The following is a 16,757-nucleotide window of genomic DNA, read 5'->3' on the forward strand; positions in this document are numbered from 1 at the left end:
ATGGCCCTTTCGCGGTCAGCGGAACGGGGCGAGAATGACACGTTCACCCGCGAGACTGCATATGCATCCGCATCCCGGGAAATTGTGTGGGATTACTTGACAGGCGTGGGCCTCACCTGCTTGTCAGGAGCGAGACGTCACCGAACTCGTGCCACAGATACTCGCGTCGCACCGCCGCGTCGTAAGCCCGTTGCACCAACTCCGGACCCACCACCGCTTCGAGAAGCAGCAGGTGAGACGCCTGCGGCGCGTGCAGGCCGGTGAGCAAACCGTCGACCGCGCGGGCCGGCCGGTCCGGACCGAGCACCAGTTCGGTCCAGCCCGCCGCCGCGGTGACGAGCCCGCCGGGATTCGCGGCCGATTCGATCGCGCGCACCGCCGTTGTCCCTACCGCGATAACGCGTCCACCCTGGTCACGCACCCAATTGACCAACGCGGCAGTCGTCGCCGGAACGCGAAATCGCTCACCGTACGGCGGTTCCCCGGCTTCCGGCGACGAGACGCCGGTGTGCAACAAGATCGGCGCGAACAACACACCGCGCGAGACGAGTTGTGTGACCAATTCCGCAGTGAACGGCCGTGCCGCGCTCGGCATCTCCGCCGAACCCGGGTCGAGCGCGAACACAGTCTGGTAGTTCGGCAACGGCCACGCGCGCGGGACATAGCCGTAGCGAATCGGCCGCCCGACCTTCGCGAGATACCGCGGGACCTCGCCTTCCACTTCGATCTTCGCGCGCCACAAGCGTTGCGCACCGGCGACGTGCGGCTCCCGCAGCGTGACGACGGCGCCGGCGGGCAGACTGAGCCGCTCCCCCGCGTGGCCGTCGAGGAGCGGGCCGTCGGGCGCGCGGAGTTCGACCACCCAGGTGCCGTCGTCCAGTTCGGTGGAGAAATGGACGGCGATGACGTGGTCGTCCCGGACGGCGTCCACGGCAGCGGGGAGCGTGCCGGAAGTGTTGATTACCAACAGATCCCCGGGATCCAAGAACGCCGCCAGGTCGCGGAAGACGGCATGCCGCACGCCTTCAGGGCCGGCCGCGAGCAGCCGCACCTCGTCGCGGGCGAGGCCGCGCGCTTCGGGCGGCGCGGACGCGCTCCGGTCCTCGGCCAGGTCGAATCGGGTGCGCGGTGCGGTCATGACCGCACCCGCAAATCCGCCGCCTTGAACCGGCCGCTCGGCGGACGCTCCTCCAGGAGCCGCAGGAAAGCCGGTACCGCGGTCTCCGGCAACGGCCGGTCCGAAATGTCCTCGCCCGGGAAAGCGGCCTGGTGCATGGCCGTGCGCAGATCCCCGGGATCGACGGCGTACACCGCGAGGTCCGGGTTCTCCACGCCGAGCACCGCGCTCACGTGGTCCAGCGCGGCTTTCGCCGAACCGTAGCCGCCCCAGCCCTCGTACGCCTCCACGGCGGCGTCGGAGCTGATGTTCACCAGCACTCCCTTCGCCGCGGTGAGCGCGGGCAACAGCAGCCGGGTGAGCGCGAGCGGCGCGAAAACGTTGGTGCGGAAGACAGTCTCGAGCTCGTCCGGCGGATACTCGGCCAGCGGCGGCAGCGGGCTGACGCCGAGCGTGCTGGCGTTGTTGACGAGCAGGTCGAGCCGCGGCCCGGCGGCTTCGGCGAGCCGGGCGCGGTGCGCGGGGTCGGTGACGTCGCCGGGCACCGGCGCGAACCCGGCCTCGGCCGCGGCGGCGCGCAGCGTCCCCGGGTCGCGTCCGGTGCCCAGGACTGTCCATTCGCGACGGACGAGAGCCGCGGCGAGCGCCCGGCCCAGACCGGCGGAAGCGCCGGTGACAACAGCTGCTGGCATTGGTCCCTCCAGAAGTAGGCACCTGCCAGCGTGCGACCTCTACCTTACTGGAGGTCAACCGGCCGGCGGCCGCGCAGCAGCGTGTACGCCACCAGCGAAACCACGAACCCGGCGTAGTACGCCAGGTCCGCCCCGTGCAGCGCGGCGGCGACCGGTCCGGTGTAGACAGTCGTGTTCATGAACGGCACCGCGGCCGCGAAACCCACCACGAACGCCACGATCGCGGCCCAGCTGCGCACCGGACGTCGCAGCTCAGCCAGCACGTCGACCTCCCGGCTACGCCGCGTGCGGCGCAGCCAGTCCGGCACCACGACACCCAGGAACGGCGGGATCCAGTAACTCACCACCAGGAGCACGTTCTGGAACTTCGCCGCCAGGTCGCCGCTGTGCATCCAGAGAATCAACGCGAACGCCAGCACCGTCACGACCACTGCCGACACCGGACGACGCACCCGCACGCCGACGGTCTGCAGCGCGAGCGAGCCGCTGTAGTCGTTCATCGCGTTGGACGACACCGCAGCCAGCGCGATCACCAGCAACGCCACCGCACCCAGCACGCCGCCGCCGAGCAGCGTCGACACTCCGGCCGCGGTCTGGTCGCCCAACGCGGTACCGAGCGCGAGCCCAATGCCCTCGCCGAGCGCGTACGACGCGGTCAGGCCGAGCAGCGTGAACCAAAAGACGCCGCTCGGCCGCGTCGAAGCGGGGAGGTAACGGCTGAAATCCGAGGCATAAGGAGCCCACGAAATAGCGAGGCTGAGCGTAATAGTGGAAAACAGCACGACGGCACCCGCGAAATCGCCGCCCGTCGCGGAATCGGCAAAAGTAATCGGGTGATCAAGCACCACCTTTACGGCGAGCGCGACAAATGCGACAACCAGCACCACGCTCATCACGGCCTGGACGCGGTGGATCACCGCGTAGCCGAACACGCCGAGGGTGCACTGCAGCACCAGCACCACGAGCACCGCGGCCCAGAACGGCAATCCGGTCAGCTGGGCCAGCGCTTCGCCGCCGAACAACCCGACCAGCGCGTCCCACGCGATCGAGCCGAGCCATTGCACCAGGCCGGGCAGCACGACGCCGCCGCCGAACGGAAGCCGCGCGAGCGGCAGCTGACCGGTTCCGGTGCGCGGACCCCAGGTGGACAGCCACGCGACCGGCAGCGAGCCGACCACGGTGCCGATCAGCGCGATGACGAACCCGGTGGTGAAGCCGAGCCCGAGCGTCGCGCCGAGGGTGCCGGTGAAGACGGCGGTCATGGTGAGGTTCGGCGCGAACCACACCCCCGCGAGCCGCCACGGCCTGCCGAACCGGTTCGCCGCCGGGATCGGGGTGATTCCGTGTGTTTCGATCGCGAAATCCCCTGCTCCGGACGGCATCCGGCCCCCGAAGACGTCGGCGTCGATCCCGCTCATTTCGTGCCCTTTCTCCCGGCTGACCCGTGAGTCTGAACCGGAGTACCCGGCCGCGCCACTACTCTGTGGCGTTCCCGACCCGTTCTCGGCAGGATCGCGAGAATGGGGGAAGGACCGCGCTCGCCGCTGCGCCATCGCGCGTTCGCCGTTTTCTGCACCGGACGGCTGGTCTCGCTGCTGGGCAGCGCCATGACTCCGGTGGCGCTCGCGTTCGCCGTCCTCGGCAGCAGCCACAGTCCCACCGACCTCGGCGTCGTGCTCGCCGCCGGGATCGTGCCGCGGCTGGCCTTCCTGCTCGTCGGCGGCGCGGTCGGCGACCGGTTTCCGCGCAACCGGGTGCTGCGGCTGTCGAACCTGGGCGCGGGAGCGGCCCAGCTGGCGGCCGCGGCCATCCTGCTCACCGGCGCCTACTCGCTGGCCGCCGTCGCGGTGACCGAGTTCCTCGGCGGGGTCTGCACCGCGTTCACCACGCCGGTGCTGCGCGGGATCGTGCCGCAGATCGTCCCGGCGGAGGCGCTGCGCCCGGCGAACTCGCTGCTGTCCACCAGCAAGAACGTCACCAAGATCGCCGGTCCGGCCGTGGCGGGCGTGCTGGTCGGCACGGTCGGCGGCGGCTGGGCCATCGCCGCGGACGGGATCTCGTTCGTCCTCGCCGCCTTGCTGTACCAGATGGTCACCCTGCCCCCGGTGCGCGCGAGCGAGCAGATCGGCTTGCTGCACAGCGTGCGGACCGGCTGGCGCGAGTTCTGGCGAATCGGCTGGCTGTGGCGGGTGGTCACGGCGTTCACCGTGTACAACATCGTCTTCACCGGCGGCTGGCTGGTGCTCGGGCCGGGCATCGCGCAGACCACCATCGGCGCGGCCGGATGGGGCGCGGTGCTGAGCGTGCGCGCGGTGGGCGCACTGCTGGCCGGGCTGGTGATGTACCGGCTCGCGCCGCGACGCCTGCTGCCGCTGGGACTGACGAGCGCCGCGTTGACCGTGCTGCCGCTGCTCGCGCTCGGCCTGCACGCGGGTTTCGCGGTGCTGGCGGGGTCGACGTTCGTCGCCGGGTTCTGCGCGGGCGTGATGAGCGTCGCCTGGGACACGACGATGCAGGAGAACATCCCCGGGTACCTGCTGTCCCGGATGGCCGCGTTCGACGACTTCGGGTCCTACGCGGGCATTCCGGTCGGCGAACTCCTGGCCGGACCGCTCGGTGCGGCGTTCGGTGCGCCGCAGGTGGTCCTCGCCGGCGGGATCCTGATCGCCGTCGCCGCGCTCTCCCCGCTGCGCTCTCCCGCCGTCCGCGCGCTGCGGCATCCGCCGGTCCGCGTGCCGTGAACGCAAGAAAGGGCCTGCCCGGGAAATCCCCGGCAGGCCCTTCCTTCACCCCTCGGTCACACCAGCAACAGGAACGCCACTCCGTTCGGCGAGCCGAGGCCCGTCACGTCGTCGTAGCCCTTGGTCGTGTGGATCGTCAGGTTCGGGTAGTCGAGCACCCGGGCCGAGGTCTTCAGCCCCTGCGAGGCGTCGACCCCGTTGACGAAGTCCACGCGCTGCACCGCGCCGTCGACGTGCTGGACGTCGTGGATCGCCGACGTGCGCGACGTCAGCTGGTACAGCACCGGGTTGATGAACCCGTGGTGGAAGTGGTCGAGGCTGTCGGCCACCGCCATCACGCCCGCGAACACCGGCGACGCCAGGCTCGTGCCGCCGATCCGGTACTGGTCGTAGTAGACGCCGTCCGGGAAGGTCTGCGTCTGGCCGACCAGGAAGCCGGTGTTCGGGTCCGCGACCGCGGAGATGTCCGGGACCACGCGTCCCTTCGCGCCGCCGGTCTGGTTCTTCGTGGACAGTGCGTCGGGCACGATTCCCTTCTGGTAGAAGGGCTGGCCGAACAGCCGGCTCGTGCCGCCGCCCGCGCCGCCGTTGAAGGCACCCGGGTACGCCGGGGCGTAGGCGCCGTTGACCAGCGTCGACTTGCCGGTCTCCCATCCGGTTTCGAACATCCGCTTGCCGTCCTGGCCGACCGCCAGCGACGTGCCGCCGACCGCGGTCACCCACGGAGCCGAGGCCGAGAAGTCCGGCGACGGCGTGCCGAGGCGGGCGACCTCGTCCCCGTTGTCGCCGGAGGAGAAGTACACGCCGATGCCCTCGAGCACCGCCTGCATCGAGATCTGGTTGAACACCTTGACCTCGGAGGCCGGGATGTCCTCGCCGGTGTCGCCGTAGGAGTTGGAGATGATGTCGGCCTTGTGTCCCGCGACGACGTAGTTCAGCGCGGTGTCCAGCGACAGGTCCTCGCAGTCCTGCCCGCCGACGTACAGGATGTCCGCACCCGGCGCGAGTCCGTGCGCGGCCTCGACGTCGAGGGTTTCCTCGCCGTACCAGCCGGAAGCGTCGCACTGGTCCGGCGGCTCGAGCGCCTGGTTCGGCGGGAAGATGTGCTGTTTGAACTGCTGTTTGGTCAGCGGGTGCGCCGGGTCGTTGCGCTTGGCGTACTCCGCGGCGTCGGAGTAGATCGTCGGCGACGCGAACGCGTCCACGATGGCGATCGTGGTGCCGCGACCGTCCGCACCGACCTGCGCGACCTGGTCCAGACCGTACGCCGAACGCAGCTGCGCGGGCGTGTAGCCGCACGGCGCGTACGGAAGCTGCTTGCCGTTGTACGCCGGGTCAGTCGTGTCGGTCTTCTCGCCGTAGTAAGCGCTGCACGGACCCGAGTTGCGGAACCCGTTGCTGGGCGGCGCGGTCGACGGGCTGCCCTGCACGCGGGACTGCTTCGTCGCCGAGGGGTCAGCCCCGTCGGTGTGGTCCGGTTTGAACAGGTTCGTCGCCTGGTCGACGCCGACCACGCCGAGCACGTCGCTCGCCAGCGCGGCCGGAACGGACAGGTCCTTGTCCGCCGCGCGCAACGTCTGTCCCTTGACCTGGTACTTGCCCAGGGTCACGGCGAACGCGCGCTGCACCTGATCGGCGGTACCGGTCGCCTCGACGTACGCCCGGTTGGACGGCACCTCGCCGATGCTGAATCCGCTTGCGGAGAGCCAATTCTTCACCGCGGACACCGTCTGGTCGGTGGCGGCGAACTGGTCCCGCACCTGGTCCGGCGACAGATAATGCCGGTAGCCGCGACTGTTCGGATCGGACACCGACTGCGCGGCCGCCTCCGCCGCGCCCTGGTCCTTGAGGTTCAAGTAAACCCGAAAGTCCATAGTGGACGACGCGGCCGTGTCGGCCACCTTGGACTGCGGATTGGCCCAAGCCGGATGCGATTGCGGAATGTCCGCCCGCCCCTGAGCCGACGCCACGGCAGGCGAAGCGGCCAAGCCGCCCACCACCGCCAGCGAAAGAAACATGGTGACGCTTCTACGCACAGCAACTCCCTCGTGTTGCGCGGCCTGGACCCCGCCCGCCGCCGGAACGAGACTAGGACTCCCCCGCCCGCCGGGGAAGCGTCCGGCTCCCCGGTGCGGAACCGTTATCTGCTCCCTTCATCGCGACACAAGGGACAAGTGCGACCAAAGTCCGTTTCATCCGCACTGTCCACAGCGGATTGTGCCGAAATCAGCGAAACGCCCGTTTTCCCGCTCTCCCCTCGGAGCACTAGACAGCCCGCGACGCCACCTACGAAGGTCGCACAATCCTGATCACCCGCACCCCGAACTCACCCTCCTGCCCGCCCCGCACCACCCCACCGCACCAACGCGGGTCCGGCACGCCCCATGCACCCAACGCCACCTTGGAGGTCAAGCCCCACCTCAAACCCGAAGCCGATGCACCCAACTCGCCAGGCACCCAATCCCCACCCGAAACCGCACCAACGCACCCAACTCACCAAACACCCACACCACCCCCGCACCCCGATACGAAGCCTCCCTGCGGTTCGGGAGTGCTTGTCAAGGCATCTTTCCCGCCTTGACAAGCACCCCCGAACCGTCAGCACACTCGGCTTCGGGGTGCCCCACGCAACCACCCACCTGCAATGTCGCCGCCAGGCGACGAGCCGCCCGCGACCCCCCACGGGAAACACGTGAAAACAATTCACCCCGCCCAACCCGAACACCCCGTGACATCCGCCCTCGATATCACCCCTTATGGGGTATTCCTCCCCGAGTGGATCTAGCTAACCGGCGCGAACGCTCCTAGCATGCCGACCATGGGGACCTTGCCGCCAAGGCGGGTAAATTGATTTCGCTGACCTTCCGGATCCTGGGGCCGCTGGAGGTCGTCGCCGAGGGCCGGGCCGTACCGCTGGGCGGTCCGAAGCCCCGGCTGCTGCTGGCCGCGCTGGCGCTGCAGCCCAACATCGTCGTGTCCACCGAAGCGCTGGTCGAAGTCCTCTGGCCGACCACCGCCCCGCGCTCGGCGGCCGCCAACATCCGCACCTACGTCCACTCCCTGCGCAGACGCCTGGCCGAAACCTCGCCCGACCTGGCCGATCGCATCACCAGCCGAGCCTCGGGCTATCTCCTCACCGTCTCGGAAGACGAACTGGACCACCTCGTCTTCACCCGCCTCGCCACCCAAGCCTGGGAATCCCAGGACCATCCGGAAACCGCATTGGCCCTGCTGGACGAAGCACACTCGCTGTGGCGCGGCGAAGTGCTGGAAGGCCTCCCCCACGACCCGACCTGGGGCCCGACAGTCGCCCGTCTGAACGAGCTTCGCCTGGCAATACAGGAACAACGCCTCCGCGCCCGGTTAACCCTGGGCCGCCACAACGAAGTCATCGCCGAACTCCGCGCCCTCGTCACGGAACACCCGCTGCGCGAAGAACTTTGGCATCACCTCATCACCGCGCTACGCGACGCGGGCCGAACGACCGAAGCCGCGGAAGCGTACGAACTAGTCGAGCACACCCTCGCCGACGAACTGTCCGCGAGCCCCGGCGCGGCACTGCGCGAACTCCGCGCCACTCTCGAAGTTCCCTGCGCCAAGCTCCCGCCGATCTGTCAGCTCCCCCTGGATCTTCCGGATTTCACCGGCCGCGGCGAGGTCATCGAGCACCTGGTCGCGAAACTCCGCCGCCACGCCGAAGCGGAACGCCCCACGGTCGTCGTCCTGTCCGGCGCGCCAGGCATCGGCAAATCCTCCATCGCCGTACGGATAGCGCACGAAGTCCGCACGGTTTTCCCGGATGGACAGTTGCATGTGGACCTTGCCGGAACCTCGTCGTCGCCGCGCTCGCCGATGAGCGTCCTGGCCGAACTCCTGCGCGCCCTGGGCATTCCGGATTCGGGCCTTCCCCGGGATCTGGCGGAACGCTCGGCGCTCCTGCGTTCCCAGCTCGCCGGACGCCGGATGTGCATCGTCCTCGACGACGCGGGCAGCGCCGCCCAGGTGCGCCCGCTTCTCCCCGGGGCGGGCGCGTCCGCCGTACTGGTCACCAGCCGGATCCGCCTGCCCGACCTCGCCGGCGCGCTGCCCGTGGACGTCGACCTGCTGCCCGAGCCGGAAGCCGCGCGCTTGCTGGAAGGCATCGTCGGCCCCGAACGGGTAGCGGCCGAACCCGAAGACGCCGCGGCGATCCTGCGCCAATGCGGACATCTGCCGCTGGCGATCCGGGTAGCCGGGGCCAAGCTCACCCATCGGCCGACGTGGTCCCTGCGCGTTCTCGCCGACCGGCTCCACGACGAACACCGCCGCCTGGACGAGCTGCGCGTCGGCGATCTGGCCGTCCGGGCGAGCGTGACCCTGAGCTACGACCTCCTGCCCATGTCCGCCGCCGCGGCCTTCCGCCGGCTGGGCGCGCTGGGCCCGGTCCAATTCCCTGCCTGGGCGGTCGCCGCCGTCCTCGGCCGCCAGTCCGCCGACGACGTTCTCGACGTACTCGTCGACGCACACCTGGTGGAACTAGTCGCCACAGACGTCGCGGGCCAACCGCGGTACCGCCTGCACGACCTTTTGCGCGTGTACGCCGCGGAGCTGGCCGAGCCGGAGGAAACCCGCGCGGCGATCGGCCGCGTGCTGGAGGGATATCTGGCGCTGGCAGTGGAAGCCGCCGAACGCATGCCGATCCACTTCTTCGGCCAGTACCACGACGACACGGACCTGGCCCTGCCGCCGGACGCGGACCGCCTGCTGACCGACCCCGCCGCCTGGTTCGCCGCCGAACGCGCCACGTGTGTCGCCGCCGTCGGGCTGGCCGCCGAACGCGGTTTCGACGACCTGACCTGGCGGCTCACCGTCGCCCTCACGCCGTACTTCGACCTTCGCGGCCACCAAGACGACTGGCACGCCACCCACTTGGTCGCGCTGGGAGCCGCACGCCGGGCCGGCTCGGTCCGCGGCGAGGCAGTCGTCCAGCGCAATCTCGGCCAAGTCCTGCTGTACCAGGACAACGACGCGGACGCGATGGTCGCCTTCGAGGCAGCACGCGAGCTGTACCAACGGATCGGCGACCAGCAAGGACTCGGCGAGGCCTACGCCGGCATCGGCACCGTGCTGCGGATGCAAGGCCAAACCGACCGCGCGCTCGAACCCTGCCACGAAGCGCTCCGGCTGTTCGGCGAAGCGGGCGACCCGCACGGTGAGGCGGTGATCCGGATCGCGATCGGCTCGATCTGGGTCGCGCGCAAGTGCTACGCGACCGCGCGCCGCTGGTACACCGACGCGCTCGAGCTGTCCTGCGAAATCGGCGACCGGCACCGGGAAGCCCATGCGCTGCAACGACTCGGGCTCCTGCACCAGCGCGAGGGCAACCTGGCCGAAGCCCGCGAACACGTCACGCGCGCCATCGCCGTGTTCACCGATCTCGGCGACGACCATTGCGTCGGCTACGCGAACCAGAACCTGGGCGCGCTGTGCCTCTACAGCGGCGATCTCGCGCACGCGCAACTGCTGCTGGTGAACTCGTTGAGCGTGCACCGCCGCAACGGCGACCGCCGTTCCGAAGCCGAAGTGTCCCAGCTGCTCGGCGAACTCCATTCCGCGCTCAGTCAGCCCGAACGGTCCCGCAGCTACGCCGAACGCGCGCGGGCCATCCGCCGGGAACTGTCCGTCGGCGCCCTGGTCGAAGACCAGCCGCACCGGACCGGACCGCAGCGCATCGTGTCCGCCTGACGCGCGGGCCCGGTTGCGCGGCCAAACCCGCCCGCCGGGCCACGATGCGCTCATGAACACCAGGAAAGCGGCTGGTCACGTCCTTCTGACACTGGCGGTTATCGCTTTGTCGACTCCGGTGTCCGCCTCGGCCAAACCTCACCACGGCAGAAGGGTGCTGGAAAGACCGCTGACCTACCGCCTCTACGCGACCCGCGAAGGACTCGTCGGCGGCACCACCTCGAGCGGGCACCGGATCACCGAACGAGACCATTTCGTCGCGCTCCCGTCCACGAAAACGGTGTCCTCCAAAGGAAGAGGGACCTTCACCGTCCGGGTGTGCCGCACCGACGGCGCGCGCTGCGAGTACGCGCCGGTGTGGGACGTCGGTCCGTGGAACGAACACGACGACTACTGGAACCCCGCCGACCGTCGCGCGAACTTCGGTTCGCTGCCGCAAGGCGTGCCGGAAGCACAGGCGGCGTACCAAGACGGCTTCAACGGCGGCAAGGACGAACACGGCCGCACGGTGCGCAACCCGGCCGGTCTCGACCTGGCCGACGGCACGTTCTGGGACGGCCTCGGCCTCAAGGGCAGCAGCTACGTGGACGTCACTTTCCTGTGGACCGGCAGCGCTCCGGCCACCGGCGTGGTGACCGGCGGCGCTCCGCTCGTCGTGCGCACGTCCGCGAACAACGACGCGCCCCCGGCCGGATTGGCCGCCGACTCCGCTCAGGTGCCGATCGAGTGTTCCGTGCCAGGCGATCCGGTGGACGGCACCACGCGCTGGAACCGGATCGGCCCCGGACACTATGTGCCCGAGGCCTATCTCCGAGCCGATGCGGCTGTGCCGTCCTGCTGAAACTCAATGATGGTGGTGGGCATGCACGACGGCGTGCCCACGACCGCGGCCGATCATCCACTTGTTGACCGGGACCGTGACCACGAAGGCGATCGCGAGCGACAACGCCAGCGACAGCCAGAACAATCCGCTCGACAACCCCGCGTCCATCGCACCCGGGATCGCCACGACGACGGTGTTGTCGATGACCTCCATGACCGCGATCGACACCGTGTCGGCGGCGAGCGCGACCTTGAAGGCGGCTCCGAGCGCGAGACCCGACTTGAGCACGCCGCGCATGGTGAGGGCGTAGCCGAAGACGAACGCCAGCACGATGGACAGCACCACCGTGGCCGCGTTGTGCAGGCCGAGCGCGGTGCCGAGGACCATGCCGAGCACTTCGCCGATGGCGCAGCCGGTGAGGCAGTGCAGCGTCGCCTGGGCGGCGGTGGACCAGGAAGCTCCGTGCTGATGTTCGTTCATGCCGCTGACTATACCCCCTAGGGGTATCAACAGCGCAAGGTCGCCCGATGTGAGGACGGTCCCCCGGCGCGTCCGGCATGGATTCAGGGCACAGCCGGCGGGCGGAGGGCAGGCTGCGCCGTCCGGCGGTTGAACTCTCTTGCGTAACCGTTTGGTCGCGTTCGGTTGACCCCTTGCCGCCGCTGGCCCTACCTTCGGCTGCCAGGCCACATAGCCGGGGAACGGTGGGGGATGCGAGGGCGGACCAAAACGCTCGTGCTGGGCGCGGCGCTGGTGGCGACCGCGGCGGCACTGGCGGGCAGTTGCTCGCCGGTCCTGTCGGACTCGGCCCCGGAGCCGGCGAAAATCGCCTTCGTGCCGAAAATCGGCGGCATCCCGTACTTCGACGCGATGAACGCCGGGGGCATGCTGGCCTCCGAACGGCTCGGCGCGAAGTGGTTCCTCCGCGCCCCGGCGTCGGTCGACCCGGCCGCGCAGACGGCGATCCTGCGGCAGCTCATCGCCGAACGCGTGGACGTCATCGCGGTGGCCCCGAACGATCCGGCGGAGCTGGCCCCGACGATCGCGGAAGCGCGGGCGAAGGGCATCCACGTGCTCACCACGGACACCGACGCCGCCGATTCGCAACGCGAGGTGTTCGTCAACCAGACGACGGCCGAGGGCATCGGTTCCGCGCTGGTCGACTCGCTGATGAAGAAGACCGGCGGCACCGGCGAGTACGCGATCGTTTCGTGCGGGCGCACCGCGGCGAACCTCAACTCGTGGATCGAAGCCGAGAAAACGTATGCGGCGCAACGCTATCCGCAAGCCAAGCTGGTCGAGACGGTGTACGCCGACGAGGACACCACCACCGCCACGAAGCTGGCGAAAGACATCCTCAACCGGCATCCGAAGCTCACCGGCATGATCGGCCAGTGCACGACGGCCACGCCGGGCATCGCGCGAGCGGTGCGTGATCAGCAGAAGATCGGCCAGGTCTACACCGTCGGCACGGGCACGCCGCAAACGATGAAGCCGTATCTGGTCGACGGTTCCTGTTCCATGACGGTCCTGTGGAACGTCGAATCCCTCGGCTACCTCACCGCCTGGACCGCCGAGCAGCTCGCGACCGGCACCCCGCTCCGGCCCAAGAACAACGTGAGCCCGGAGCTTCCCGCGGTGCGCTACAACGCGGCCTCCCGGACGGTCCTGCTCGGCGATCCCCTGCTGATCACGCAGAACAACGTGGATCAGTTCAAGTACTGACGGGCTCAGCGCACGTCGACGGTCACCGTCAGCGTGCGCGTCCGCGCCGGCAGCTTCGCCATGTCCACCTGCAGGTACTCGCCGTCGTCCTGGCGGCCGTTCGGCTGTGTCTTGGCGTGCAGCGTGTAGGGAGCCGCCGAGTTCGCCACGCCGTCGATGCCGAAGTCGCTGTCGTTGCTGATCACCACGGTACGGCCGCTGTCGCTCGTCGCGACGCCTTCGACCTTGTCGTGGCCGAAGAAGCCGCCGCTCGGGTCCAGCCCGGTCACCAGGCCGCCGACGTCGAGGAACAGCTTCTTCGCCACCGGCGTCACGCCGACTTTCGCCAAGGCGTCGGCAGCCTCCGCGGTGGTGGCCTTGCCGACGTACGCCTCGATGCTCTTGCCGCCGTCGACGAGCAGGCCGCCCTTGGCCGCGTCGTACGTCGCGCCCGGCACCTTCGCCGCCGGGCCGAGGTCAGTCGCCTTGCTCAGGTCGACCTCGAACAGTTTCTTGTACGCACCGGGCTCGGCCTTGCCGTCCCGCTCGTCCACGAGGAACCGGGTCGAGGACAGAGCGGTGATCTCGGAAACCGCGGTGCCGGTCTCGTCCGGGTTGTCGAGCAGGTAGGCGTACTCGTGCGTGGCGCGGGTCTTGAGATCGACCGTCACGATCCGCAGCGCGGGAACCTTGCTGGGCTTCTTCGTGAGGTCCGGCTGCTGCAGCGCGGACTGCATCATGCCGACGAGCGTCCCGCCGTCCGGGGTGAGCGTGAGCCCCTCCATGCCCTTGTTCGGCACGCGGTTCTTCAGTTCCTTCGGCAGCGAACCGTCGAACGGCGAGAGGCGCTCGATCGCGCGGCCGTCCGCGCGGAAGTGCGTGATGAACGGGCCGTACTCGTCCGACACCCAGAACGTCCCGTCGCGTTGCGCGACGAGGCCTTCGGAGTCGTAGCCGTTCGGCGACGCGGGCAGTTTGGCCCCGTTGAGATCCACAATGGTCTCGCCGGTGCTCGCCAAGGTGTTGACCTGGCCGTTGTACGGCGAACCGTCGGCCGCGCGCAGCGGAATGTTCTGCTCCAGCACGGCTTTTCCGCCCCTCAGCCGGAATTTGCCGATGGCGGGCGTGAACGACGGGAGCGGCTCCACTTTGGACCCGTCCGGCGCGTCGACGTTCGGGCCGCGATCGGTGAGCCCGTAGAACTCGTCGCGCGATCCCGGCACCGGAGTGAGCGCGGACCCGTACCCGCCGCCGGTGATCTTGACGCCGCCGACGGTGCCGAGCGGCGGCAAATCCGTCGGGTACAGGCGGACCGCGTCGCTGACGGTGTAGGTGAACGTGTCGCGTCCGGTGAACCCGGCGGCGGGGGTGTAGCGGAACGATCCGTCCGGGCCGATGGTCAGCGCGCCGTGCCCGGGGTCGGTGTGCCGGACCACTGCGCCGTCGCGCTGCGCGTCGCCGCGTACCTGCAGCGTGTGCCCGGCCCGCACCCGGTAATGGTCGTCCGGGCGGTCCTTCGCCTCGGCCGGGCCCGCGGCGGCCAGCGGCAGCACCAGCGCCCCGGCGACCAGCCCGATCTTCACGCGTCTCATCGGCTTTCTCCTCCTCTGGCGTCGTTTTCGACGCCCGACGGAGTCTCGACGGCCGAGTTGGACAGCGTTGGTCATCGAGACGACTGCCGCGTTAACGAGCGCGCCGTGCTCGAGCCGCTACCGCACCTCCTCCGACGATCAGCAGGACTGTGGCGAGGCCCCAACGCCGCTGCTTCTTGACGTTGTCGTGCGCCTTCGTCGTGCGTTTCTCGGGCGGTTTCCGGACTGCCTTCAGCGGGGCTGCGCGGGACGGTGCCGGGGGTTGGGGCATCGGGATGGGCTGGATGATCGCGTCCGGCGGTCGCGGGGTTGGGGTGGGCGTGATCGGGTTCGGCTGGGTTGGCACGGGGGAGGACGATGGTGGCGTCGGCGCGGGTGGACTGGAAGACGGCGTGGGGGTGGCCGAGGTCGTCGGGGTCGAGGACGGTGCCGGTGCCGGTGTCGGAGAAGGCAAGGACGACGGCGGTGGCGGGGATGGCGCAGGCGGTGGCGGGGGTTCCGCCAAACACCCGGCCCCGTCGGACGTCACCAACGGCGGCCCAGTGCTCACCTCGACCGCCGAACCGCCGTCCATCCGATACGTGACGCTCCGCCCGTCGATCCAGTTCGCGGTCGCGTAGAGCTTGTGGTCCGGTCCGAACACGACGGAGCCGTAAGTCGCGTCCGGAAACCGCTCCCCCGGCACCTTCGCGACCTGTCCGCTCACCGGATTCACCGTGACCACCGCGCCCTCGGCAGCGGACGAAACCCCGTACAGCAGACCGTCTTCCGGGTTGTACGCGAAATCGTCGATTCCCGAGGCGAGCCACCACGGACGCAGCAACACCGGCCCGGTCGCGGTGAGATACCCGGAGCCGCGCGGATCAACGTCCACTGTGTACAGACTGGTTCCCCGCTTCACATACCAGGAATTGCCGGACATCGCCCCGGCCGTCGCGCCGGTCACCCAGCTCCACACGCCGTGGTGGGTGTCGCGGCCGACCGGACCGAGGTCGGTCAGTTCGCCGTCGGAATCGATCCGCACCGCGTGCCAGCCGTCGTGGAAGCGGCCGTCAGCGACGCCGTACGTCACGTCCTGCGCGGCCGAATACGCGATGGCATTCAGCGCGAAAGGACTGTGGTGCAACAGATGCCGCGCGCCGGCGGGCAACGTCAGCCGCACGATGTCGGACGACCACCCGTCCCGGCTTTCGACCTGCAGCACCCGGCAGGACGTCGCGGCCGCGCGCTGGCGGGCCGGAGCCAGCCAGCCAGACGCGACGAGCAGCCCGGCGACCGCGGCCGCGGCGGCCACCACAGTCAGGTACCGGGAACCTCGCACCGGTCAGCCGAGCCGCGAGATCGCCGTGGTGAACGCGTCCGGACGCACGTTCGCGCCTCCGGCATAGGGGTTCTGCAGCTGGTAAATCGCATACAACAGCAGGACGATCGTGCCGGCCAGCGTCGACACGATTACGAGATGCGCGGCCATCCGCGTGCCGCCGAAGAGGTTCGGCAGCAGAATCGAGATCACGCTGCCCAGAACGAGCGCGAACCACATGACCGAGCCGACGCCGTCGGTTTCCGCGCCGGTGAGCCGGGTCTGCCGGGCCTGGTAGACCTGCCAGAGCTGGGCGGCGGCGTCCTCCTTCCGGCTGTTCGTCCAATCGTCGCTGGCCTGCGCGTCGGCGACGACGCGGCGCATCTGGTCGAGCTGCGTCCAGCCGGTGTCCGGGACCGGCCCGTCGTCGACGAGCCGGGGCCACTCCTGCTTCGACACCGTCGTCGCGTACGCGATGGCCAGCCGCCGCACCTGCTCGCCGGTGTCCCCGGGCAGCGCCTGCGCCGACCAGGTGGCGGCGACCAGACCCTCCGCCTCGGTGTAGGAACCCTCGCGCGTGGCCGTGACGGCGTCGAAAAGCGAGATCAGCACGAACGCGACCAGCACCGCGTGCAGCCCGCCGACGATGGTGAACACCTGGCCCGCGGCGTCGTTGTTGTCGCGGCGGCCCTCGTCCCAGCCGAAGCGCCGGACGAGATAGCCGATCACCGCGGCCGCGATCGCCGCGCCGACGACCCAGAACACCCCGGTCACGTAGACGTTCATCCGGTTCCTTTCGCGGGGAAATGCGCTGGCCGACGCTATCCAGCCGATTCCGGAACGGACAACGGCGAAACCCGCGATTCAGCCGGGTGGCCGTCCGCCGTCGCCGTGGTTCGCCGGATCGGAGCAGCCGTCCGGGCACGCGTTCCCCCGTTTGCTCTTGCTCGGCAAGGAAAACAGCTCGGATACCAGTCGTCCGCACTCGACCGGGTTACGGCAGCAGACCGACGGTGACGCGCTCTTGATTGTCAGCCGGACAACAGCACCGGCAATGTCCGAAA

12 protein-coding genes are annotated in these 16,757 nt (G+C 69.6%); 4 read left to right on the top strand and 8 right to left on the bottom strand.

All coding sequences use genetic code 11. The features are described from left to right. Positions 1–112 precede the first annotated feature (112 nt). From ATK30_RS10445 to ATK30_RS10455, 3 genes are read right to left on the bottom strand one after another with little or no spacing between them, the layout of a single operon-like run. A complete protein-coding gene (locus ATK30_RS10445; protein WP_101435423.1) occupies positions 113–1,138 on the bottom strand; it encodes an S-adenosylmethionine:tRNA ribosyltransferase-isomerase in 1,026 nt (341 codons plus the stop codon). Then, positions 1,135–1,809: an SDR family NAD(P)-dependent oxidoreductase gene (locus ATK30_RS10450; protein WP_101435424.1), complete on the bottom strand. Its 675-nt coding sequence runs from the start codon at positions 1,807–1,809 to the stop codon at positions 1,135–1,137. Before ATK30_RS10450 ends, ATK30_RS10445 begins: the two co-directional genes overlap by 4 nt. Positions 1,810–1,853: 44 nt before the next feature. Continuing rightward, positions 1,854–3,227 (bottom strand): purine-cytosine permease family protein, encoded by a 1,374-nt coding sequence (locus ATK30_RS10455; protein ID WP_101435425.1) that lies wholly within the window; start codon positions 3,225–3,227, stop codon positions 1,854–1,856. A 102-nt stretch (positions 3,228–3,329) separates the two neighbouring features. Here ATK30_RS10455 and ATK30_RS10460 point away from each other — a divergent pair, with 102 nt between their 5' ends. Beyond that, positions 3,330–4,550 (top strand): MFS transporter, encoded by a 1,221-nt coding sequence (locus tag ATK30_RS10460; protein ID WP_101435426.1) that lies wholly within the window; start codon positions 3,330–3,332, stop codon positions 4,548–4,550. Positions 4,551–4,606: 56 nt separating this feature from the next. Here ATK30_RS10460 and ATK30_RS10465 read toward each other — a convergent pair whose 3' ends face one another. Next, a complete protein-coding gene (locus ATK30_RS10465; RefSeq protein ID WP_244194575.1) occupies positions 4,607–6,568 on the bottom strand; it encodes a S53 family peptidase in 1,962 nt (653 codons plus the stop codon). Between the two features lie 829 nt (positions 6,569–7,397). Between ATK30_RS10465 and ATK30_RS10470 the strand changes: the two genes are divergently transcribed. Then, on the top strand, positions 7,398–10,274 hold the full coding sequence (locus ATK30_RS10470; RefSeq protein ID WP_101435428.1) for an AfsR/SARP family transcriptional regulator: 2,877 nt from the start codon (positions 7,398–7,400) through the stop codon (positions 10,272–10,274). Positions 10,275–10,428: 154 nt separating this feature from the next. Further along, entirely contained in the window at positions 10,429–11,115 is a 687-nt protein-coding gene (locus tag ATK30_RS10475; RefSeq protein ID WP_341867343.1) for a hypothetical protein, read from the top strand. A gap of 3 nt (positions 11,116–11,118) precedes the next feature. Here ATK30_RS10475 and ATK30_RS10480 read toward each other — a convergent pair whose 3' ends face one another. Beyond that, the gene (locus tag ATK30_RS10480) at positions 11,119–11,577 is read right to left on the bottom strand and encodes a DUF4396 domain-containing protein (protein ID WP_101435430.1); all 459 of its coding nucleotides are present in this window, start codon (positions 11,575–11,577) and stop codon (positions 11,119–11,121) included. A 231-nt stretch (positions 11,578–11,808) separates the two neighbouring features. Here ATK30_RS10480 and ATK30_RS10485 point away from each other — a divergent pair, with 231 nt between their 5' ends. Further along, a complete protein-coding gene (locus tag ATK30_RS10485; protein WP_101435431.1) occupies positions 11,809–12,822 on the top strand; it encodes an autoinducer 2 ABC transporter substrate-binding protein in 1,014 nt (337 codons plus the stop codon). A gap of 5 nt (positions 12,823–12,827) precedes the next feature. Here ATK30_RS10485 and ATK30_RS10490 read toward each other — a convergent pair whose 3' ends face one another. The 3 genes from ATK30_RS10490 to ATK30_RS10500 form a co-directional block, all read right to left on the bottom strand. Beyond that, positions 12,828–14,393, bottom strand: a complete 1,566-nt coding sequence (locus ATK30_RS10490; RefSeq protein WP_101435432.1) for an esterase-like activity of phytase family protein — start codon at positions 14,391–14,393, stop codon at positions 12,828–12,830. Positions 14,394–14,484: 91 nt separating this feature from the next. Then, the gene (locus ATK30_RS10495) at positions 14,485–15,714 is read right to left on the bottom strand and encodes a DUF6923 family protein (RefSeq protein WP_101435433.1); all 1,230 of its coding nucleotides are present in this window, start codon (positions 15,712–15,714) and stop codon (positions 14,485–14,487) included. A gap of 3 nt (positions 15,715–15,717) precedes the next feature. Further along, entirely contained in the window at positions 15,718–16,479 is a 762-nt protein-coding gene (locus ATK30_RS10500; RefSeq protein WP_101435434.1) for a bestrophin-like domain, read from the bottom strand. Between the last annotated feature and the right edge of the window lie 278 nt (positions 16,480–16,757).

It is taken from the genome of Amycolatopsis echigonensis, from assembly GCF_002846615.1.
Lineage (GTDB): Bacteria > Actinomycetota > Actinomycetes > Mycobacteriales > Pseudonocardiaceae > Amycolatopsis > Amycolatopsis echigonensis.

Bases quoted from the DNA above. Each gene is read 5' to 3' on its own strand.
- ATK30_RS10445 (WP_101435423.1), bottom strand. From the start codon at position 1,138: ATGACCGCACCGCGCACCCGATTCGACCTGGCCGAGGACCGGAGCGCG.
- ATK30_RS10450 (WP_101435424.1), bottom strand. From the start codon at position 1,809: ATGCCAGCAGCTGTTGTCACCGGCGCTTCCGCCGGTCTGGGCCGGGCG.
- ATK30_RS10455 (WP_101435425.1), bottom strand. From the start codon at position 3,227: ATGAGCGGGATCGACGCCGACGTCTTCGGGGGCCGGATGCCGTCCGGA.
- ATK30_RS10460 (WP_101435426.1), top strand. From the start codon at position 3,330: ATGGGGGAAGGACCGCGCTCGCCGCTGCGCCATCGCGCGTTCGCCGTT.
- ATK30_RS10465 (WP_244194575.1), bottom strand. From the start codon at position 6,568: ATGTTTCTTTCGCTGGCGGTGGTGGGCGGCTTGGCCGCTTCGCCTGCC.
- ATK30_RS10480 (WP_101435430.1), bottom strand. From the start codon at position 11,577: ATGAACGAACATCAGCACGGAGCTTCCTGGTCCACCGCCGCCCAGGCG.
- ATK30_RS10485 (WP_101435431.1), top strand. From the start codon at position 11,809: ATGCGAGGGCGGACCAAAACGCTCGTGCTGGGCGCGGCGCTGGTGGCG.
- ATK30_RS10490 (WP_101435432.1), bottom strand. From the start codon at position 14,393: ATGAGACGCGTGAAGATCGGGCTGGTCGCCGGGGCGCTGGTGCTGCCG.
- ATK30_RS10500 (WP_101435434.1), bottom strand. From the start codon at position 16,479: ATGAACGTCTACGTGACCGGGGTGTTCTGGGTCGTCGGCGCGGCGATC.